Consider the following 21,428-nt stretch of genomic DNA (forward strand, 5'->3'; position numbering starts at 1 on the left):
TACGTCACCCTCAGCCCGAGCCGGATCGGCGACATCGCCCGCGCCGCCCTCGTCCTCAACGGAACCTGGAAATGATCACCGCTGAGAAAACGTCACTGCCTGCGGGGTCGTGTTCGGCGTAGTCCTGCAACTGGCCCCAGGAGGTGAACAGCACCAGCTCGGGATGCGAGGTGCGGTGCCCGTCCTGCAGGTCCCGGGCAGCCAGCGCCAGGCCGCGCAGGGCCTGGCCTCCCCCGACCAGCGCGACCCTGCGGCCCCTGGCGAGGAAGCGGAAAATCTGGGCCATGGCGCCGATGTTGCTGCGGCACAGCACCGCGTCCGGCTTCGTCACCTTGCCAACCTCGGTGGGAATCGTGTCAGTGCCTTCCATGCGGATCGGGGCGTCGGCGATCGCCAGCCACCGGTTGGCCTCCAGCGCGAGGATGGGGCCGAAGCGGAAGGACTGGGTCAGTGACAGGGAGGTGCCGTCGAAGCCGGTCATGACGTCCTTCGCGCCGCGCCATCCGTAGATGGCCTGCGCGGAGTCGCCGACCATGACCAGCTGGGCGTGGCCGCGCTGGTTGAGCAGCACCTGCTCGAGGACGGGGTTGGTGTCCTGGGCTTCGTCCAGGAGTACGAAGTCGGCAGAGAGTTTCGGGTCGGACAGGGCCCAGATTTTCAGGTAGTGGTCGTGTTCGAAGCGGACGGCGCCGGTGTCGGGGTGTTGCAGGTCGGCCCAGGCGGCGCGGGCGTAGGGCAGGATGCGCCGGGCGAGTTCCGCGTGCAGGCTTGCCGCCAGACCACGGAGCGGGGGCACGTGGTGGTGGTCGATGACGGGGTCGGCGGACTGGCAGAATCGGGTGACGGTGCGCTGCGCCGTAGAGGTCAAAGTCGCCGGCCACACGACACGGTTGCCGATGCGCATGGGCTTGGTGATGCCGAGCGCGTCGGCGGTGTGCCGACCAGGCAGCCGGGGGCCGTTCAGGCGGGCACGGTAGCGGTGGCCGATAGCCGCGTAGGCCAGGGAATGCGCGGTCTTGCACAGCACCGTGCCGGGGAAGCGGCCGGCGGCGTCCTGGGCGATGGACCGGTTGAACGCCGCATACACGCCACGGCGTGAGGTGCTGGCCGCGAGCTGGGTGAGCGTGGTGGTCTTACCCGTGCCGGCACCGGCCTGGATCACCAGGTGGTCCCCGGTGGCGAAGGCGTCGGCGGCCGCGATCTGTTCGTCAGTGGGCTTCAGCATCGTTGAGCTTCATCGATCCGTGAGGGCGCGACAGGGGCGCGCAGGGGTGGTCAGGTGCCGTCGTCAACGAGGAAGCCGTGCATCGGCCGGTGGCAGACCGTCGGGTACACGGTTGCACGGCGGCGCACGTAGGCCAGATCCCGGATGATCGCTGCATAGTGCGGGACAACTTCTCCCGCTGGTGCCGCGGCACGAGCAAGGTCATGGACCAGGCGCTCCGCGGCCTGTGCGTGATCAGCCTTCCCGGCGTGCTCCCGTAGATCGAGTTCGGCCGCAAGAGCTGCCGGGGTGAATGGCTCGTTGTGGCTGCGAACCGCGTCCATGGCGCAGTAGACGTCTTTGTGGACGGGGCTGCTGAAGAACGTAGCGCGAAGGAACGCCACCAGGTAATGGGTGAACCGCCGGTCGTGGAGAAGAGCCGCCAGGACCATGCGCTCGGCGTGCTCATCGCACAGGGCATGCCCAGGTGAGGGCTGATCCGGGTCGGAAGTACCGATCACGGTCATGGACATAAGGACCTCCGAGATGGCCAGGAGACAGGAAAGAAGCTGCCCCAGCGAGAGCTGCACGCGAGGTGTGGCAATAGAGGCCGCCGGGCTTGCCCCAGTGGGGCACCGAGCTAAGCGACCGGCCGAGGGCAGGTGGTTTACCCCGGGCAACGGCCCGGGGCGGGTCCTCGCAGCGACGGGGCAGGAAGTCGGTTGCGGATGTACTGACGGTGGCGGACTGAGTCAAAGGGTTCCCAGACAATCAGAGCGCTGTCCGCAGCATTGCCAACATTGACGTGCGCGGTACAGCGCTGGGCACGCCAGCGCATTTGTTCGGCGTACGGCAATCCCGTGAAGTCGTACAGGGCCATCACCTCCGGGTCGGCCGGCAGGTGCCCGTCGCCGGGGCGAAGGAGCGGATCGACGAGCTCGAGCCGCCACGTGCCGGGCAGGGCCTCGGGATCCAGGACAGGTAGGGAGCAGCGACGGCGGGCGCGGGTCTGGGCCACACACTGGAGTTCCTCTAGAGGGCCGGGGGCGAGATAGCGCGCGCAGATGATGCGCACGACCGGTCGGACAGGCACATTCGGCGCGGCCTGGGGTGACTGCTCGGGCCGGGGTGTGAAGAGTCCGGCATCTTGCAGGCGGCGGGAGTTCAACGCGAGGGCCCGGCAGATCTCCTCCAGAAGCGGGCTGCGGCTGCCAGCCGGACCGGCCGGACACAAGGCGTGGTGCCGCACCCGGCACCACGCGCTCCCGTCATGGGAAGCATGAGCGACACCGGAAGTGACGTGCCAGCGCTCTCCCGGCGGCACTGACCCTGCGGGCAGCTCTACCGGATGCAGTGGAACAGCGGTACTGCCGGGGCGCTGGTACCACTCAATGGCGTTCCCGCAGAAATCACACCAGGCGCTCTGCGCAGTGCGCAGCAGTCGGCTGGGACTGTCTTCGGCGATGCGCAGGAACCGGCGGGGCCGGTAATTCTTGCGGCTGCCGTCCCAGGCACGGCCGTCGTCAGCGAAGGAGTTGTTCGTCGAGCGCATGACCGCAGACAATGACGGCCGACACGCTGCAACTCGGCTGACCAGGCCGCTCACGTCACCTTGGTGGTCGCATCGGTCGTCCTGGCGTTCGCCTCTCCGTGCGTGCGTTCGGTGCTGGTCGCCGTTTCGGCCGCGTCCCTCATTCGGGCTTCCAGCCGCGCTCAGCCGCGTGCCCGCGCGATCACCCGTTTCTGCGACCGCTGCCGTGTTCCGGTAGAACAGGCCGACTCTGGTTATGTCTCGACCACGGCCGCTGCGGCGTCGAGCGCCCGGTGCCAGGGATACTCGACGGGCTTTCCCGTCCCTGGCGGATTGGGTACGAAGCCGCCGTCGCCGTATAGCACGGTCACGCCCATCGCTCGCAGCTTCGCGACGCTCTCCTCGAACTGGTGGTGCTGCACGTAAGCCGCGTTCACACACGGCATCGCCACGATCGGGACGCCCTTACCGATACCCTCGGCGACGACTCCGATCACGAAGTGGTGCGTAAGCCCCAGCGCCCATGAGTTCACCGAGTTGAACGTTGCTGGTGCGAAGACGATGACGTCGGCAGGTGGCCACACGTCCGGCTCGCCGGGCAGTTTGTACTGCGACCGCACGGGATGCCCGGTGAGCGCCGCGAGCCCCTCAAGGCTGTCGTCCAGCCACCGTGCTGCAGTCGGCGTGAGCCCCAGGCACACGTCCCAGCCACGCCGCTGCGCAACATCGATCACACTCGTGATGTCGAAGACCGGCGGGGCAGCGCTGGCGAACAGATACAGGGTGCGCGTCATGCCCCCACCCAACCCCCTGTGATCCACTGCGCGCAATCGGCCGTACTGACGGCAGGTGTCGAAGCGATCACAGATCCCACCCAACGTGTGGCGGGTACTGTTCCAGGTGTCTGCAGGGAACGGAGGTCAGAGATGCCCAGAGGTGACCACGAGCACACCGGTACGCGCATCGCCGCCGCCAGAAAGCTCGCCAGCCTCACCCAACGAGGCCTCGCCCAAACCATCGGCTACTCCTACAGCCTCGTGCACCAAGTCGAGTCCGGCCACAAGCCCGCCAGCCCAGACCTCGTCGCGGCTGTCGCCCGCGCGCTCCGTCTCGATGTCACCACCCTGACTGGGCAGCCCTACGTGACGGAACTCCAGCAGGACCGGCTCGAAGGGCTCATTCGGCCGATCCGCGAGTCTCTGGATCTGTACGACCTGGGAGCAGACCCTGATCTGCCCGTGCGCCCCGCCGATCAACTGGTTGCCGCTGCTGACGACTTGTGCCGTCAGGTCCGCGCCGCGCGCCTCAACGCTGCGGCGACGCTGCTGCCAGCCGTCATCGCCGAGCTCACCACCGCCGCATACCGCATGCCATCGACCGCGCTGTGGCGCGCGCTCGGATCGACCTATCGCACCGCCCACGACATCACCGTCAAGCTCGGCTACTTCGACCTGTCGACGATCGCCCTGGATCGCATGGCCTGGGCCGCCGACCGCGCCTGCGATCCCCTGCTGGCGGCGGTCCGCCAGTACATGCGCGCACTGGTCTACCACCGCGAAGGCGAGCACCGCATCGGACTACGCCTCATCGCCTCTGGGCATCGCCTGGCCGCCAACACCAAACCAACCCCCGACGCCTTGGCCGTCACCGGCCAGCTTCACCTGGGTGCCACCGTGATTGCCGCCCGTGCCCGAGACGCCGCCCTTGTCGAGGGCCATCTGGATCAGGCGAAAGTCTGCGCGGACCGCACGGGTGAGACCCCCACCCACTGGCTGTCGTTTGGTCCGACGAATGTCGCCTGCCATGCCGTGTCCGCCCAGGTCGAACTCCACCACTACGACACGGCCCTCGCCCTGGCGGCAGGCATCGAACTCCCCCATAGTTGGGCGACCTCCAGACAAGCCCACTTCCACATCGACCGGGGCCGCTGCCAGATGGAGACCGGCCGCACCGACGCCGCCCTGGCATCGATCATCACTGCACGCCGTCTTGCCCCGCAGCAGACCCGCTACCATCCCGGCGCCCGCGAGACCATCACGGGCCTGGTCTACATGCGACGCACCACCCCCGACGCCCTGGACAACCTCGCCGCGTGGATCGGCTTGTAGACCCCGGCCCTACCTGGTGTCACGGCCAGCACAGCCGAGTGTCACCCAACGGTGACACTTAGGCACAACCGGCGTCCGCATTCTGGAAGCACCTGAACCAGACACCGACGCCGGGGGCAACCGACATGAACGCCGTGGGAAGGCCAAGCGCTTTCGTCGACGACCGTCTCGCACCACGCCAGGCGGAGCTCGCCAGTGGCCACCTCGAACAAACCGTGGCCCACACCCGCAGTGCCGAGCCGCAGTACACGCAGCAGTGGGCTGGCAGAGAAAGGGACGCTCCCAGCCCGGACCGTCCCGAGCTTTCGGCAGCCGGAACGCCTGTGGCGGACATGAGCGACCTTGCGGCTGCAATGCGCAGACTCACGGGCAGCGCCTACGCCGGCTGCACCCAGACCTTGTGCGGTGCGGACTTCGACGTTGTGCTGACCACCTTCGGCGACACAGGCGACCGAATGCTGCGCTGGATGGACCGCCACCAGACCGACGGCTGCGGTCCGGTCATCGCGAACTACGAGCGTGACGCGCTGATGTGGCTTGTGCCGCCCGGCACCGTCCACGCCTGGGAACATGCGCACGGGTTGTGCTTCGGCGGCCCCTTCAAAATCCTCCTGCCGCCATCCGGCACCCGCACCGCCCCGGGACCGCACTGGCGCAGGCCGCGACGGCTCGGTCACCCGGTCGATGCGGACTGTCTACGACATGCACTCAGCCGCTTCCGTCCGGACCTGCCGCGCCCGGTGATGCGCCTGGTGGGCACACCCCTACTGCCCGGAACACCACCCATGCCGCTCATCCCCTCATGAACCCCGGCTCAGGCATGGCCCCGGAGCTGCCGGAGCTGACCAGCACCGAGTCCTTGCTGTTGGACGGCCGCCCATGGACAACGGGTGCGTGCCTCCTGTGCGGAATAGTCGACGCCCCGGTGACCCCCATCGTGACCGTGTATGCCGCCGGTTCCCCTGCGGCGCTGGCAAAATGCCGGGCCTGCATGGTGGCCAGCCTGATCAACCAACGCGCCACCGCAGCCGCGCTCCAACGCCCCTACACCCCTGTCCTCCCCCCGATCCCCGAAGGAAACCTCATGTCGCCGGTGACAGCCTTACGCACCACCACTCGCCAGGCCGAGAAGCCCGCCACGCACCGGGCCGCGCCACCTCGGAACTGCCGGCCAGCGCCGCACCGGTTCGGCGTCCTCGGCCTGGTCTGGCTCCTCGGCAACAGCGCCGCTCTCCCCTTGCTGTGGGCACAGGTCGCAACCGCGCAGCACGACGGTGCCTCATCTGCCGTGAGTACGTCCAATGTCATCGCGGAAGCTGCCTGACACCAGTAAACCCATCGGTTCGTCCCCCTGCAGGGGAGGCCGCCCTCGGCCCCCTGCCCGGGGGCCAACGACCCGTCCATAAGGAAGGACCGGGTCGAGCACCATCCCGCCGCGCGCTGGCGAACCTGCCCGGATGATGACCCGGCGCGCGTGGCGGGCACATCGGTTCCACGACCTTGGAAGACACCGTGTTCCCTTCTGTTCCTCGGCTCCCAGCCGGAACACTGCTGCCGTCCGTCCGGACTGCCCTTCGCGCCGCCGTGGCGAGTGCCACGGGCTCCGGACTCGGTCGACGATCCGGCGGCATCTGCATGCTGCGACAACGGCCTGGGCCCCTGCCACCTCAGCGAGAAGCATCTTCGGTTGCCGGGGCAGGGTCCGGCAGGGACGCGAGAGCAGGCGCCGCCTGCCTCCCCGCCCAGAAGCCCGCTGGAGGCCGACGGCCGGGCGCCGGGCAAGGGGCGTCGGCTTATGCAGCGTGACACGAGCCCGGGTCCGCTGCGACGGGCGTGGACTGTGGAAGTCCGGCCCATGGGGGCGGAGGTGGCCATGACGTGCGAGGAATGCGGCCGGCTTTCTAGCCGCCCAGGAACGGAATCGGTGCGTGGCGCTGTCGTGGCGCACCTGGTGCTGCACGTCCGTGCGGCACCGCTGGCAGCGCATTTGCGGACGTGCCAGTGCGGCCAGTGCGGCTGCCGCTGGCATCCGCGTCACCGTGGGTGTGACGGTCTGGTCCGGCTGGTACTGGCTCGCTGCGCGGGAGGGCGGCTGTGGCGTCTGGCTGACACCTGCCAGGCCTGTGCCACGGCCACACCACAGGCGGCGAACGTGTCCGAGCCGCAGGGAGCGCCCGTTATGAGTCCCACTGCGGCCCGGGGTGCGGAACCGGTGCGTTGTGTGTCGCCGCTGGTCGTGGACTGTACCGGCGGCCCTCCAGCAGACGTGTGGTGGTGCGATGACGGAACAACGGCCCCGTGGGGCTGACCGCGAGGCGGGCTGTTGTCGGCGGCCCGGTGGCTGGCGGCTCATCGGCAACGGGCGTGCCTGCGGTCAGGTGCAGCTGTGCCATCGCAAACGCTGCGGCGGCTTCGGCCGCGCGCCACCTGGCGCCCGCGGGTGCGGTGGACACGCCCCGCCGTGTCGGCCTCGGCGTGGCCCCCACACCACCCAGCTCCCTGCCCAAGCCCGCGGAAGACAGCCGCATCGACTCCGGCCTGCTGGACTGGCGCACCGACTACAGCCGCCTCACCTATACCGTGGTGCAGCCCCCGAAGGGGATCCCCGAGGCCCTGCACCGGTACCTGGGCCGGTGCGGACTGGTCTTCGGTGCCTTCGACTTCGCTGTCGACGCCGACGGGGCATGGTGGTTCCTGGAATGCAATCCTTCCGGTCAGTGGGCCTGGCTGGAGCCGGAGACCGGGTTGCCGTTGGTGGCAGCCATGGCCGATCTACTGGAGGGGCAGACCGCATGAACGAGCAGGACCTGCGCCGGCAACTGCTGGACCAGCTCACGGTCGGCGGCAGCGTGCGCTCGCCGCAGTGGCGGCAGGCCGTCGCGGTCACCGGGCGGCACGAGTTCCTGCGTGGCGGCTTCTTCCGCCAGGTACACGATTCGGCTCCTACCGCGTGGGAGCCGGTGATGCCCGGTGACAAGGGCTGGTTGTCCGGTTGCTACAGCGACGTCTCGCTGGTCACCCAGATCGCCGGCACCATCGTGCCCGGCGACATCCACGGCCGGATCCTGCGCCAGCCCACCAGTTCCAGCACCCTGCCCAGCCTGGTCGTGCGCATGCTGGAAGACCTCGAGATCGAAGACGGCATGCGGGTGCTGGAGATCGGCACCGGCACCGGCTATTCCACCGCCCTGCTGTGCCACCGCATCGGCGACGGCCTGGTCACTTCAGTGGAGGTCGACTCCGTGGTGGCGGCCGGGGCCGCGACCACGCTGGCCACCCTCGGCCACGCCCCCGATCTGATCACGGGCGACGGTCTGGCCGGACACAAGGACGGCGCCCCGTATGACCGGGTCATCGCCACCTGCGGCGTGCTCACCTTCCCTGAGCAGTGGATCGCCCAGACCCGCCCCGGCGGCCAGGTCCTCGCCGCCGTGGGCGGGTGGATGCACGCCTCGGAGCTGGCCCGTCTCACCGTCCACGACGACGGCAGCGCCACCGGACGGCTCCTGGGCGGGCAGGTCTCCTTCATGCTCGCCCGACCCCACCAGCCCCCGCCACCGGGTATGCTCCCCGACACCGACGGCGGCACCGAACGCGACACCATGGTCGACGCGAGCATCCTGGACGACTGGACAGCCCGGTTCGTCGCCCAGACCGCAGCACCCGCAGCCCAGCGCCTCAATCTCGGCAACCGCGGCCAGCTGCTCTTAGACACCGACGCGGGAAGCTGGGCCCTGCTCCAGCCCTACCAGCGCGGCTGGCGGGTCCGCCAAGGCGGCCCGTGTTCCCTCTGGGACCCTATCGAAGACCGCCTGCGGGAGTGGCTCCACGATGGATCCCCTAGCCTGGACCAGTTCCGCATCTTGATCACCCCCGATGGGTACCACTTCTACTCTTGGCCTCACGCCCGATGATGCAGGGGGTCAGCGCCAACCGTGCACCAGGGCGCGCGCTGACGGCAGTCGGTGCGCGGGCCCGCGATGCTCGCACCACGTTGTGCACGGCAGCCCTCAGGGGACCCGGGGCAAGACCTGGCACTCCCCCGCGGCGTCGGGCGGCGGTGCAGGCGGAGGAGGACAGGCGGCTCGGGGTGTTTCTTCTCAGCTGGTTGCATGTCTCGGCGTTTTGCGAGGCGTGGACGCCGGTGAGGGTTGGGCCTGCAGTGGCGGCGCGGCAGGGTCACGGATGGGAGCAGTCGGGGCAGCCGGCTTGGGCGATGACCCAGGCCGCGCGGCGCTGCTCGTGCGTGCCGTCCCACCTATTCTTGGTGCCGCGCTGGTTGGTGCATAGGAGTCGGCCGGCGCCTTCCACCAGAAGCACGCGATTGTCAGCTCCGGTCAGCGGAGCGGGCGGCCCGTCACGCGCAAGGGCCCTTCACGGCACGCCGCGGGTGGGCGGCGTTGAGGACCCGGGCGACTGCGTGCCCGCCGTACAGGCCGACGGCGGCCCGCTCGCCGAGTTGCTCGATGGCGGACGCCACGGCCTCGGCGGGCGCGTTCCCCGCCACGGCCTTGGCGGCCAGGCCCTGCCGTTGCAGGCAGATCAGGCAGCCGCCGTCGGTGCCGGGCTCGACCGCACCGGACGGGTGCTGGCGGCACTTCGTGGTGTGCGCGGCTCCGCCGGCGTCGGTGACCAGGCCGAGCGCCCGTTGCAGGTCCTCGCGGATCTGCTGCAGTTGCTCGCTGGTGGCCGTGGCGGGGACGAGCTGCTCGCTGTAGTCGCCGAGGACGCGGAGCGCGCGGCCGAGGTCGGAGACCCGGGCGCGGTTCACGCCCCACCCCCTACGGCCATACGGTCCGCACGGCAGTCGATGCAGATGCCGTCGTCTGGGAGCGACCGGGACGGTCGCTCGCAGCCGCGGCACGTCCTCATGGGCTGCGCAGGGGCCGCGGCAGGGCGCCCGGGCGGCAGAGTGGCCGCCGTGCCAGGTACGGCCGCAAAGAAGGCCCCCTGCAGTGGCGCCCCCGCGGCTTTCGAGCGGTCCTCCGCCTCCCGCTCGCAGGTCCGGCACGCCTCGCCAGTGTCAAGGTCGCAGCCGTCATCGCAGCGCGGCGAGGTGCAGGCGCCGCGACGGACGAGGGCGATGGCGACGCCAACGGGGTGGCGCAGGCCAGCGCCGCGTCCCTCGGTGTCGGTGTCGAGCTCGTAGCCGTGGGCGCGCCAGCGCCGTGCGATCCGTGCAACGATGACGTCCCGGTCGACGCCTCGGCGGAACTCCGCGCTGACGGCGTCGACGATGGCGCCGGGGACCAGGTCCGGCAGACGACGTGTCAGTGCTCCCGGGCGAGCGGCGATGACGCCGCTGATGGCGCCCGGGGGAATCCGATCTGCCCCGGGCTTGTCAGACGCGGCAAAGCCGCCGACGCCTTCGTCCCCACCACCTGTACCGGGCCTACGGCCGTCAGGGTACTGGTTCTCTGGTGGTTCATTGATGGTTTGGGCGGCGTTGAGTGCGTGACGTGCGGACGCAGAGTGCGTGACGTCACGCACGTCCAATCCGTGACGTGCGTACGCAGAATCCGTGACTCTGCCGCTTGTCACACGTCCTACGCCCATGACAGGCCTTGCCGTCACGTCGTCAGTGTGCGTGACGCGCTCTGCACGGGATCGCCGCTGCCGTTCAGCCGCTGCCTCCCGTTCCGCGGCATCCTCGGCCTCAAGGGCCGCCCAGTCGGACTGCGGTCGGTTCGCCAGCAGGTCAATGCGCCACACAGTGCGACCCTTCTCGGTCCCGGTGGCCTTGATCAGCCCGGCGACCTCAAGGCGCCGCAGTGCCCTCTGCACCGTCCGTCGGTCAAAACCTGTCCGGTACCGCAGCCGCAGGAGCGAGGGGCATGCGCCTGCGCCGTCCGCGTGCGCGTGCTCGGCCAAGGCCTGCAAGACGTGACGTGCCGTGGTGTCCGCCTTGCCCTTGTCGGTAAGCAGCATCGGCGCGTCATCCATCGCCCATTTCACCGCTTCTACGCTCACTCGATCTCGTCTCGGGTTGGGTGGGGTGGGGGATCGCAGTGGGTGTGTCCACACCAGTTGGTCTTCGGCTCGACGCCTGCCCGCCCAGGCCTGCCGCTGCTGGGCTGCACATTCGGGTGCCGCAGCTACGCATCCGCGGCGCGCAATCCGCTGCGCCACAAGACGACAGCCAGGACCACCGTGACAAGCTGCGCGAGAACGATCAGGACGCTGGCTGCATGCAGGGGGTGCTGGCGCATGCAGTTAAGCAGGCAGTTCACCGCACACTCCTTGGCCAGATGTACGGACGGGTGGCCGACCATGCGGCGAGGCGGGTACGGGCAGGATCCGCACCCGCTAGGCAGAGCGCGGCTTGACGGCAATAGCCATCACCAGCCGACGCAAGGGGTCTGGAGGTCGTTGTCACCTCAGCAGTGCACCAGCCAAAAGAGAGGCCGGACGTCGGTGCTGCAGCAACGTCCCAAGCCCTGCCACGCAGATTGGGGAGGACGTCCCGCTCGACGAAATCCGGCACCCGACACCCCCACACTGCCGGTACCCCTTCACCAGGCCGACAACAAGTCGTGTCCACCGGCGACGAGACGCAACGTTCTGCAACCGCGGCAACGCCACCAGCCGCGACCATCACAGGAATCCGGAAACCCGCGCTATGACACCGTGACCCCCATCCCTTCAGCCCGATCCCAACCCCTCGCCCCAGTTTTGGCAGTTAGAGGGTGAACACAAGAGCAGGCCGACGCACGGGATCATGGACGCCGCCCCGGGGCCGGGCAGGTGTCAGGCGCCGATGGGCCAGATGGTGAGACCGGTGGCCGCTGCGGCCGGGGCCCGGGCTCGTGCGGTGCGCCGACGGTGCGGGCGGCGCTGCGCCGGCGCAGGGCGTTCAAGCGGGCTTGGACGCGGGTGTGGCTGTAGCGGTTGAGGAAGTCGGTGAGGCGCTTCCATTCCCGGGCGCTGTCATCGGTGGGGCAGGGTCCGAGGATGTCCGGGCCGGTGTGGTTGCGGCGCCGCCGGTAGTCGGTGATGGCAGCGATGAGGCGGGTGTAGTCGTCCAGCTCGCTGAGGTTGCCGGGGTCCGGTGCCGGGATGCTCTCCATCCAGGCTTCAGGGGCGGGCCCGCCGGTGAGGGCAGCGGCCAGGGCACGGCGGGCCAGCGCGGCGTGGACGGTGTGGGTGGCGTGGCTGGCGGTCACGCCGTCTCGGTCGCCGAAGGCTGGGGGTGTGGGCGGCGGACTGGGGTGCGGCGGATGGGTCGGGGCGGGGCTGGGCGGCAGGCTGAGGGGCGGTGCAGGCGGTGGGGGCGGCACGACCGGAGCCGCGACGGGCGGCGGTGCAGGAAGCTTCAATGGCGGGACCGGCGGTGGGGGCAGCGGGATGGGGACGGGGGCGGCGGGTGGTCTGCTGGGACGGGCGGTGGGCGCGGGCAGCAGCGCCGGGGCTGGCTCGCCGGGGGCCTGGGTGTGGGCAGCGGCGCCGGGGTCGGTGGTCAGAGCGTGGATGCGGGCGGTCATGGCGTGCCAAGCGGCGGCGTCAACGGGGTCGTCCGGGCGCGGGCCGAGACCGGGCACCGCGGTGATGGCGTGGCGGGTGCGCCACAGTTCGGTCAGGGCGCAGGTCAGCTCCCAGGCCGTGCGGCGCTCGATGGAGTCGGCGGGCGGGAGCGGGCCCAGCGGCCTGGCCCAGACCGGGAGCGAGTCGGCGAGCGTACCGCCGCGATGGGCGAGGGCCCAGCTGAGGATGCGGTGGCGTGTGGTCAGGTGGTGGCGCCAGTGGGCGGGGGTGTCGGGGTGGTCTTGGGCGGTGCGGTCGGCGACCCAGTCTGGTATGTCGGCAGGATGCGGGGGGCGTTGCGCACACGGGCCCGGCTGCCCCAGGCGGCGGCGCAGCTCGGCGTGGAAGGCGTCGGAGAGCGCATCGGCGCCGGTAAGGACGGTGAGGGCGTGGCGCAGTCGCTGATCGGTCTCGTAGGCGCGGGTGCGGTGGTGGCGGCGTACCGCGTCCAGCGAGGACTGTGACAGGTCCGGGGTGCGGTCGCGTTGCCAGTCCTCACGCGCCGCATCCCGCCAGGGCAGGGCGCTGCGCAGGGCGTCCTCGGCAGTGAGCGCGGCAACGGTGTTGCGGGCGGCGGGCGACAAGGGCGTGCCGGTGCGCTCGGCAGCACGGCATGCGGCGCGGACCGTGGCCAGATGGGTGTCGAGCTCGGCGCGGGTGAGCGGGCCGTAAGGGCGGTGCGGCCACGCCGGATGGGTGCGGCCGGTGCGGGTGGTGACCGGGACCGGCAGTACGCTGACCGCGGCGTCGGCGGCCTGCAGTTCGCTGTAGGCGGCCGCACGCAGCCTCGCGGCCCGGGCCATGAGGGTGTACAGCCGGTGCGACGGCAGCGTGGCCAGCACCCGCCCAGCGGCGGCAGAGGCCGCGGCTGGGGCAGCCGCCGGGGCCTGCCCGGCCCGGGCCGTCACACCAGCCTGCTCGGCCTGCTGCGCCTGTTCGGCACGCGTCAGGCGGTACAGGCGCTGAACAAGGACCGCGGCCGGATCCTGACCGATCGTGGAACTCGGGCCCGACGTGGAATCCGGGCCAGTCGCAGGCACGGTGTCGTCCGCGGAATTCCGGACGGACACGGAGTCCGCGCCCGGCACCAGATCTGGGCGGGGCATAGAGCCCGGACCCGGCAGGGGCTCTGGGCCGGACCTGGGATCCGGGCCGGGCGCGGTGGCGTGGGCGAGGAGGCCGGGCAGGTCGTAGCCGGCGCGTTCGGCATCAAGGAGCGCGCGGCTCAGGGCGGGGAAGGCGTCCGCGGCCAGCACTGCGGCGGCCTGACCGGCACCAAGGGCCTGCTCCAAGACGACAGCCAGGCGGGTGGTGGTAGCCGCCGCGGCGGCGTCCGTGTACTGCGCGGCGAGCGTGGCCGGGTCGATGGCCCGCTGCTGCAGTTCGGCGGTGGTCTCGGTCGCCGACACCTGCGTGCGACGCCGGGCCGCGATCGTCTCCAGCACCCGTGAGACGTCCTGGCCGTCGTAATCCAGTGCCAGGTACAGGCAGTTGGTGTGCCGGCCGCGGGTCAGCTGGACGTAGACACCCTCGCGAGTGGAGCCAGGCGTGGCCAGCGCGTGGGAGGTGTCGACGGTCATGCCCTGGGCGCGGTGGATGGTGGAGGCATAGCCCAGTTCGCAGTGCGCGGCCACATAGCCGGCCGGCAGCCGCACACGGCCGCGGTGGCCGGTGTGGCGGACGACCAAAGCGCCGCCGGGCTCGATGCTCTGGACGGTCCAGGTGTCGCCGTTCTTGACGAAGTCGAGGCCGCCGCGCACGGTGCGTCGGCGGTCGTTGCGGCGGGTGACCAGAACGTCGCCGACATACGCCCGCAGCCCCCCGCGCAACGCGACGGAGCGGCCTTCGGTGACGGTGCCGCGGGAGCGGTGCCAGGCCTGCGCCCGGGCATTGAGCGCGGCAACGGTGGCGGTGTCGGCGGCCGTCATCACCGTACTGCGCCCGGCCGCAGTGTCCTTGGCCCACGCGGCGAGCACGGCCTGCTGCATCCGGCGTGGGGTGCCGGCGATGATACGGCCCCGCTCCCGGTACCAGGCGAACGCTTCCTCGGGGTGCTCGCTGTCCCGCAAGGCCAGGGACGCACCGGCTTCCCCCTGGGTGCGGAAGCGGTGCAGCCGGTCCAGTTCGACCACTCCCCCGCTTGATGCGATCAGGCGCAGCGCCCCGCCGGACTCGACCGCAGCCAGCTGGTGGGGATCGCCGAGCAGCCGCACCACCGCCCCGGCCGAGGCGGCATCGGCCAGGACCTTGTCCAGCAGGCGGGTGCCGGCCATGCCGGCCTCGTCGACCACGATCACATCGCCCGGCCGCAGGTCGAAAGCCTCCCCGGCCAGGAGGCCTTCGGCGGCGAGTTCGCGCCGGCGCAGCCAGGAGTGCAGGGTGTGCGCGGGCCGCTCAAGATCGGTGCCCAACACTGCTGCGGCACGGGCTGAGGGTGCGAGTGGGATCAGGCGGCCCCCGGCCGCGTCCACCGCGCCCGCGAGCAGCCGCATCGCGGTGGTCTTCCCCGACCCGGCCGGCCCCAGCCCAGCCAGCAGCAGTTTGTCCGAGGTGGCGAAGGCGGCGGCCAGCTCACGCTGCCCGGCATCTAGTCGGCCGCCATACTGCGCGGCCACGGCCGCGAACACCCCCCGCTCGACCGGTGGAACCACGCGGGTTTCGGCGGCGGCCATCAGCCGCTCCTCGGCCGCCAGCAGCGAGCGCGTGGTGTAGGCGCGGGACCCGATCGACCGGAAGACGCTCTCGCCGTCCGCGCGGGTCAATTCCGGACACGCGGGGTGAAGGTCGGGCGGCGTCACCTCCTCACAGTCCGCATCGGCCAAGGCCCGGTCGGCGATCGCGTCCGCGGCACCGAACGGAGCCGTCGCACCGGCCAGAGTGCGGGCCAGATACCGGCGGGCCTCGGAAAGCACGTGGCGGCGGCGGAAAACCGCGCGGTGCGCGGAGACTTCGGCAAGCACCTCGGCGGCCGCCCCGGCGACATCCACCACCACCCGGTCACCGCCCGGCCCAGACCCCGCACCCAACGCCGCCGCACCGACAGTGCGGACGGCAACTGCTTCAGAGCCGGCGACGGTCCCGGCGGCGGATTTCTCACCGCCACCGCGGACAGCGGTCGCTTCACGGGCAGCAGCCTGCGCTGCCCGCAGTACACCGTCCACCGTCGCCTGGTCTGTGGCGGCGATCGCCCGCCGCCGCCAACCGGCCAGCAACTCATCGAGTGAACGCGCGGCAGGCTTGGCCTTCCGAGTGTCTACCCGGGCCTGCTCCAGCAGCCGGTATCGCGCGGCCGGGCCGGGCTGACGGCCGTGTCGGCGCTGGTAGTCCTCCAGCAAGCCGTCGGCCAGGCCGCGGGTCGCCGTGCCGCGCTGGGAAAACAACTGTCGCAGCCGTGGCTCGATGCCCATGACCTGCATCACCGGACGCTGCCCGGCAGTCACCTCCACCGGCTCGGTCCGCAACCCCAACCGGGCGCACAGCAGTTCCAGGGCCCGCTGGTTGAACAGCTCCGAGGCTGAAACGATCTCCCGATACAGCAGGCGGTCATCGAGGTTTTGCCACTTTCCGTCCGGGCCCTGAACGCGGGGGCTGATCACGACATGCTCGTGCAGCATCGGGTCCCCGGCCCGGGACTCGTAGTGCAGATACACCGTCGCCAGCACCCCAGGCCTCGCCCGCCACTGGGCCGGTCCGCCGGCCCCTCTGCGTACCGCCAGCGCGTGGTCCTCGATCCATTCGATGGTCTCGGTCCTGGCCTGCCCCTGCACCCCGAGCACGACCTGGCGCACCTGCTCGTCGCCGAGCGCGAACAACAGCGACAACTCCTGGCACGAAAACGTCAGGTCATACCCGGTACGCGCCTGCCGCTGCTTACCGGTGCGCTCGGCCAGGAACCGGGCGAGTTCCTTCCCGTCGTCCGGCGCCCGCCGGTACGCGGCGCGGAACGCGCGCGCGACCACGCGCATCTTCAGGTTCTTGGCCTCGGCCGAAGTCAGCGGCCGGCACAACTGCTCACTCGCGTGCTGCAGCACCTGCTCGATCTGCCGGTCCAACGGCGAACCTTCCGCAAGGCTGGGTATCGCAGGGCCGAGCTTGGCCGCCTCCCACGCCTGCTTCTTCGTCGTGCCCGCCCGTGTTTCGCGCGTCAGGATCGCCTCGGCGTCCGGGTGCATGCCCAGCCCGAACAACGCCCGCATCTGCGGCTCGTTCACCTCCCCGGCAAGCCCCAGCACCGCCGCGCCCCGCCCGTGCCACTGCCCCGCCGGCACCCCGGGCATGCTCGAGGACACCGCGACCCCTCCACCGCGCGCCCCATCGCCCTTGGCGATGTTGCGCCGGTAGTAGGCATATCCCGCGGCTGTGATGGCCTTGCACGTCATAACCACGCAGCCACGGCACCACGGCAATCACCACCCGCTACGGCCCAGCCAGGCCGCCTCCCCCCACCCCGGAAACGATCACGCCTGGCGTTCCGCCCGACGGGACCAGCCCCCCACCCGCCACCGACGACCCCCGCAAGTGCCAGAGGTGCGAACGCCACCCACCCGCACCCAGCCGGGGGACCACCCACCCACCACCCCACCACCACATCACTCCCCCGGGCTCCCGCACTCGCGGTCACCGCCTGCACACCGCCGCCTCACCCAGCACGCCCCGGCACCCGCGCCCAGCCACGGCCGTAGCACCACAAGCACGTCAACGAGGACCCCCGGACACTCCACCGCCGGAACCAACCGACACAGCAAACGGCGCAGCACCCCCACAGGTCGCAGCCGGTCACCCTTGCCCCGACCCACGACATGACGCCCCGGACGAAAGCCGATGCAGCGCGCCGCCGGCCGGGAGCTGACGGGCGAGCCGAACGAGGGCTTGCACAGGAGCTCTCATGGGGCGCCGCAGCCGGACGGAAGAAGACCCGTTCGTCCCCACAGGGCATGTACGGCTGCCCGTCACAAAGCGCCCGGGGCGCGCAGCCTTACCGGGCCGCCCGGACCTGCTTACCGCGCCAGGGGGCGTACAACGCCCGGCACCGTAACGAGCGACGACCTCAAACTACGGTGCAGCCGACTGGAGGAGCAGACCGGCATCACGCCCCGCAGGGAGGGCAGGCGGCCCAGCACCACCTGGACCACGGGGTCCGGGCGTGGTCGCCGGTCCATGGCGCTGCCCGCGGCCGGCCCCGACATCACTGAAGCCTGTGGGTTAGCTCGCGCCTTTACGGATCTGGTGCGGCATCGCCGTGGCACGATGCTCGGTCTCTGGATCCTGGAGGCAGAGCAATCCAGCCTCGGACCGATCAGATCGTTCGGCAGCTTCCTGCGGCAGGACTTCGAAGCGGTGGCGGCCGGTCTGACCCTGCCATACAGCTCAGGAGTCGTTGAAGGCCATGTCTGCCGCGTGAACCTGCTCAAAAGGAGCATGTACGGACGCGCCTCGTTCGCCTTGCTACGTGCACGCGTTCTCGCAAGGCCACGAACCATAACTCAAGCTCAGGTGGGATCTACTGCCTTGCCGCCCCGGCGGATCGACGGCCCAAGAACCTTATCGACCTCCGTTGATACGGCGTCGAGGAGTACCTCACCGAACAGGCAGAGGGACTCTTCCCAAGGATGCCCGAAGCTGCCCATGCGGAAGTCTTCGGAAAGGTAGATGTAGTAGTCCCCGTCGGGGTACGGACTCAATGGCCAAGCCGGTTGCCCAGGGCCGCCGACCTCCTGCGGGGTAAAGCGGTACGACGTGTGCTGCCAGTCGAGCGCGAACAGCGTGCCCTGCGGGCCGATGCAGGAGGCCAGGCCCTGCTGGACCACCTCGACCAGGCGGTCCAGACGCTCGTATTCAGGTTCGTCGGGAAGCGTCGCCAGGCTCCAGGTGACCGACGCGGCGGGCTCCTTGATGGCCGGCCATTTGAGCGAACTCACACTCGGCTGGAAGCTGAACTCCTCGTAGAAGCGGTCCCAGACGCGTCGGTACTCAGCCTCTGGCAGCGCGGCCACGGATTCTTCCATCATCGGTCGATCCTATCGACTCGCCTGAGGAAAGATCACCTGCTGGATCGGTCACGAAAGCGCGGACAGAACCTTGAAATCGGCCATCTCCGGCTCGACGGTGAACCCAGACCTGCCCAATGGATCTCCCCACGTCGCCGGATAGCCAGCCGGGTCCAGGGGCGGGGTGCACCAACCCGGCCTCGGACCGACTGCTCAGGACGGCATGCGCCGAAGCCCGCGTCCCCGTGAGAGCACGTGCCTGGGACAGGCACCCCTGGCGGTACGGCGGTATCGGTTGGCGGGAGAGAACCGGCACGGCTCAGGTACCGGGCCAGTCCTGACCGGCTGTCACCTCGCCTGCGATGCGACGCCACTGTTCCTCCCTGCCGGGTAGGGGCCAGGCCCAGGTAGGCTGTTCCGCGATGTCCAGGTCGTGGAGGACGCGAACGAGCTGTGGGCCGGCGGTAGTGGCGCCGTCCGGGACGGTCGGGCCGTGGACGGCCCGGAGTTCAGCGAAGCGTGCCAGTTCGTTCTCGTAGAAGCCCACGGCCTCATTGATGCGCGCAGCGCGGTCATCGCGCGGCACCGTGCGGTGCAACTGCAGCAGCGGAGGCTCGACGGACTCGGCTATCGCCGCGGCGAGCCGCGCGTGACCGTCCAGGATCAGATGGCAGTCAAGGCCACTGACCCACCACAACAGGACGGGCGGGAGCGTCCCTTCACGGGTCTGCTTGCGGTACGCCTTGACCCGGCCGTCGTCGGCATCGGGCATCGGCCGCAGCGGAAGGATCTCCCACGAATGAGAATGGACGAACCAGTCGATGTATCCGCTCGGATGGCCGTCGACGAGCATGGAGCTCCAGTACTCGGCATGCGAAGTGTCGGCGTGGCGCCAGCCCCGAAGCGGACTTTCGCACGAGAGCAGCCACCGGCCCTCGTGCAACGGGCTGTCCCCCGATTCGATGAGGTACTGGGCAAAGCGGTGAGCCCACCGATTTGGGCTGCCCGCCAGGGCGCGCCCCACATCGGCACGCAGCGGCGGAACAAAGGACCGGTACTCATCAGTGCGCCAGAAGTCCACGCCCTGCAGTTGTTCGTCGACGACGGCGAGCAACACAGGCCGCGACAATTGGGAGACCAGCAGCCGCTGCCCGGCACTGAACACGCACAGCCCCGGCCGGTGGCGGCCCTGTACGTCCAGCGACAGGCCCACCCACATACCATCGTCCCGCGTGACATCGCTGCGCTGCATGCCGAGAGCGTAGACGGCTGGTGACAGGGACAGGGACCTCGATGATGGCGGCCTTGACCGTCCGACCGACCGGCACACTCCACGAACCGGTGCCCCCGGCCGGGAATGCGCGCGGTGCTCGTTTAAGCTCCTCACCCCGTTTGAGCGCCGGACCGAGTGAGGCGACGAAGCGGCCCTGGCCGATTTCAGGAATTCCCATCAGGGAGGGGTGGACGGACACCCCCGCGAACCATCACGCCCGCTTGCAGCCGTCAAGCCTGCGTCGCGGCAGGCACCCCGCTCACGGCAGTCCGATGCACGGCCGAACCGTCACCTTGCGGCGCGCACCGGGCCACCACGGCCACGACTGGCTCCCCTGCACGCCCGGTCCCTCAGGCCGCCACGTGACGAGCACTCCCTGGTGGCGCCGCCGGTCCGCCTGTCCCCCGCGGCGCCCCCGACATCGTTCCGCTTCAAAGGACTTCGTGAGGTCCACTGACGAGGCCGGTCGACGTCCCCGGGGGCGCCACGGCCGCGCCATGCCGGCGAGGGACTGCGGACTCGCCGCCCATGCGGAGCGTTCGGCGTCACCGGGACGTACGGGCCCCCGACCGCCCGGGTAAACGGATCGTCGAGGGCGAGCGTGACGCGACAGGATGCTCCGCATGACATTGCCCACCCCCGAGCTGCACACCGCTCGCCTGCGACTGCGGCCGTTCACCGACGCCGACGCGGCGCCGCTGTACGCGCTGCACAGCAGCACCCACGTGCTGCGTTACTGGGACTCCCCGCCGTGGACCGAACCGGACCGCGCCCAGCGCTTCATCGCGACCTGCCGGACGATCCAGGAGGAAGGCACGGGAGCGCGGGTGGCCGTCGACCGCGTCTGCGACGGCGCGTTCATCGGCTGGTGCGGCCTGACCAGATGGAACCCGGACTTCCGCAGCGCATCCCTGGGCTACGTCTTCGACGCCGCCGCGTGGGGCCACGGCTACGCCACGGAGACCGCGCACGCCGTCCTGCGGTGGGCGTTCGACACCCTGGACCTGAACCGCGTCCAGGCCGAGACCGACACCCGTAACTTGGCGTCCGCCCGGGTCCTGGACAAGCTCGGCTTCGTCCGCGAAGGCACCCTCCGCGAGGACTGCGTCGTCAACGGCGACGTCTCCGACTCCTGGGTCTTCGGCCTCCTCCGCCGCGAGTGGCCCCCGACGAGCACGCCGACGGCCGGCCGATAGGACCCAGACTTACCCGCTTTTCAGTCCACAACCTCCACCGAGGTCACCGTGGCTCGCTCCGGCGAGCTCAACGTCTTGGCTTGCCCCACCGATCCCGACCATCCGCACCGCTGGAGCATGGAGCGGCAACATTCTCGTCTGCGTACTCGGGTGCTATCGCTTGTCGTGAACATCGAACACGCTGCGGTCCGGGTGCCTTCCGAAGCACTGAACAACTGCTGCCGTCACCGGTGAGCGAAGTCACCCCGCACCTCTGGCACTGTTCGCCCGTATCCCCGGGCACGTGCCCCGGCCTCGCATGGACAGGGCATTATCCAAACCGGCGTCTCTCCTTCGGCGTACCGCTGGGCCGGTGTCCGGGGAAGTCGCGACCGATCTGGGGTGCGCCAGCTGTCCACCACGGTGTGGGGCGGCTCGATCATCCGCCGCAAGCGCACGAAATCATGGCCGGGGCGCGGAGTTGGGTCACATCCGGGTGCCACTGCTGCGGCAGCTGACGGGCACCTTGGTCTGAGAGGTCGTTAAGTCCGTTTCTGGTAGCGGCCTCGTCCGGGCTGGGTGAGGAAGCCTTGGCGGGTGAGGCGTCCGAGACGGCTGCGGGTGATGTT

The 21,428-nt window shown here is 70.3% G+C and carries 13 protein-coding genes and 3 pseudogenes; 7 read left to right on the plus strand and 9 right to left on the minus strand.

The window, feature by feature from the left end; genetic code table 11:
- Positions 1-88 precede the first annotated feature (88 nt).
- The 4 genes and pseudogenes from ACFW3D_RS39145 to ACFW3D_RS39160 form a co-directional block, all read right to left on the minus strand.
- Positions 89-1,222: pseudogene (locus tag ACFW3D_RS39145) on the minus strand (UvrD-helicase domain-containing protein); the annotation flags it as partial.
- 53 nt (positions 1,223-1,275) lie between these two features.
- Positions 1,276-1,737 carry a DnaB-like helicase N-terminal domain-containing protein gene (locus ACFW3D_RS39150; RefSeq protein ID WP_500512911.1) on the minus strand — a complete coding sequence of 154 codons (462 nt, stop codon included), beginning with the start codon at positions 1,735-1,737 and terminating at the stop codon, positions 1,276-1,278.
- A gap of 134 nt (positions 1,738-1,871) precedes the next feature.
- Positions 1,872-2,756: a DUF6083 domain-containing protein gene (locus ACFW3D_RS39155; protein ID WP_500512913.1), complete on the minus strand. Its 885-nt coding sequence runs from the start codon at positions 2,754-2,756 to the stop codon at positions 1,872-1,874.
- A 233-nt stretch (positions 2,757-2,989) separates the two neighbouring features.
- Positions 2,990-3,529, minus strand: coding sequence for a flavoprotein (locus tag ACFW3D_RS39160; RefSeq protein ID WP_500512915.1), 540 nt, complete (start codon positions 3,527-3,529; stop codon positions 2,990-2,992).
- 132 nt (positions 3,530-3,661) lie between these two features.
- Between ACFW3D_RS39160 and ACFW3D_RS39165 the strand changes: the two genes are divergently transcribed.
- From ACFW3D_RS39165 to tgmC, 5 genes and pseudogenes are all read left to right on the plus strand, one after another.
- The gene (locus ACFW3D_RS39165; RefSeq protein ID WP_500512917.1) at positions 3,662-4,843 is read left to right on the plus strand and encodes a helix-turn-helix domain-containing protein; all 1,182 of its coding nucleotides are present in this window, start codon (positions 3,662-3,664) and stop codon (positions 4,841-4,843) included.
- 125 nt (positions 4,844-4,968) lie between these two features.
- A complete protein-coding gene (locus ACFW3D_RS39170; RefSeq protein WP_500512919.1) occupies positions 4,969-5,649 on the plus strand; it encodes a hypothetical protein in 681 nt (226 codons plus the stop codon).
- Positions 5,650-5,768: 119 nt separating this feature from the next.
- Entirely contained in the window at positions 5,769-6,167 is a 399-nt protein-coding gene (locus ACFW3D_RS39175) for a hypothetical protein (protein WP_500512921.1), read from the plus strand.
- Positions 6,168-7,366: 1,199 nt separating this feature from the next.
- A pseudogene (locus ACFW3D_RS39180) lies at positions 7,367-7,639 on the plus strand (ATP-grasp ribosomal peptide maturase); the annotation flags it as partial.
- The gene (gene tgmC, locus ACFW3D_RS39185) at positions 7,636-8,757 is read left to right on the plus strand and encodes an ATP-grasp peptide maturase system methyltransferase (protein WP_500512923.1); all 1,122 of its coding nucleotides are present in this window, start codon (positions 7,636-7,638) and stop codon (positions 8,755-8,757) included. The pseudogene ACFW3D_RS39180 and the gene tgmC, both read left to right, overlap by 4 nt.
- A gap of 443 nt (positions 8,758-9,200) precedes the next feature.
- On the opposite strand, the gene ACFW3D_RS39190 is transcribed toward tgmC, so the two are convergent.
- The 3 genes from ACFW3D_RS39190 to mobF form a co-directional block, all read right to left on the minus strand.
- Positions 9,201-9,614 (minus strand): hypothetical protein, encoded by a 414-nt coding sequence (locus tag ACFW3D_RS39190; RefSeq protein WP_375816692.1) that lies wholly within the window; start codon positions 9,612-9,614, stop codon positions 9,201-9,203.
- Positions 9,611-10,786, minus strand: a complete 1,176-nt coding sequence (locus ACFW3D_RS39195; RefSeq protein ID WP_500512933.1) for a helix-turn-helix domain-containing protein — start codon at positions 10,784-10,786, stop codon at positions 9,611-9,613. The genes ACFW3D_RS39190 and ACFW3D_RS39195 overlap by 4 nt, the downstream gene beginning before the upstream one ends.
- 773 nt (positions 10,787-11,559) lie before the next feature.
- Positions 11,560-16,743, minus strand: a complete 5,184-nt coding sequence (mobF, locus tag ACFW3D_RS39200) for a MobF family relaxase (RefSeq protein ID WP_500512925.1) — start codon at positions 16,741-16,743, stop codon at positions 11,560-11,562.
- 778 nt (positions 16,744-17,521) lie between these two features.
- Between mobF and ACFW3D_RS39205 the strand changes: the two are divergent.
- A pseudogene (locus tag ACFW3D_RS39205) lies at positions 17,522-17,830 on the plus strand (transposase); the annotation flags it as partial.
- Between the two features lie 23 nt (positions 17,831-17,853).
- Here ACFW3D_RS39205 and ACFW3D_RS39210 read toward each other — a convergent pair.
- Entirely contained in the window at positions 17,854-18,372 is a 519-nt protein-coding gene (locus ACFW3D_RS39210) for a DUF2716 domain-containing protein (RefSeq protein ID WP_500512927.1), read from the minus strand.
- 298 nt (positions 18,373-18,670) lie between these two features.
- Positions 18,671-19,603 carry a hypothetical protein gene (locus tag ACFW3D_RS39215; RefSeq protein WP_500512929.1) on the minus strand — a complete coding sequence of 311 codons (933 nt, stop codon included), beginning with the start codon at positions 19,601-19,603 and terminating at the stop codon, positions 18,671-18,673.
- 644 nt (positions 19,604-20,247) lie between these two features.
- Between ACFW3D_RS39215 and ACFW3D_RS39220 the strand changes: the two genes are divergently transcribed.
- Entirely contained in the window at positions 20,248-20,820 is a 573-nt protein-coding gene (locus ACFW3D_RS39220) for a GNAT family N-acetyltransferase (protein WP_500512931.1), read from the plus strand.
- The last annotated feature ends 608 nt before the right edge of the window (positions 20,821-21,428 follow it).

The sequence above is a fragment of the Streptomyces sp. NPDC058864 genome (assembly GCF_042742985.1).
Lineage (GTDB): Bacteria > Actinomycetota > Actinomycetes > Streptomycetales > Streptomycetaceae > Actinacidiphila.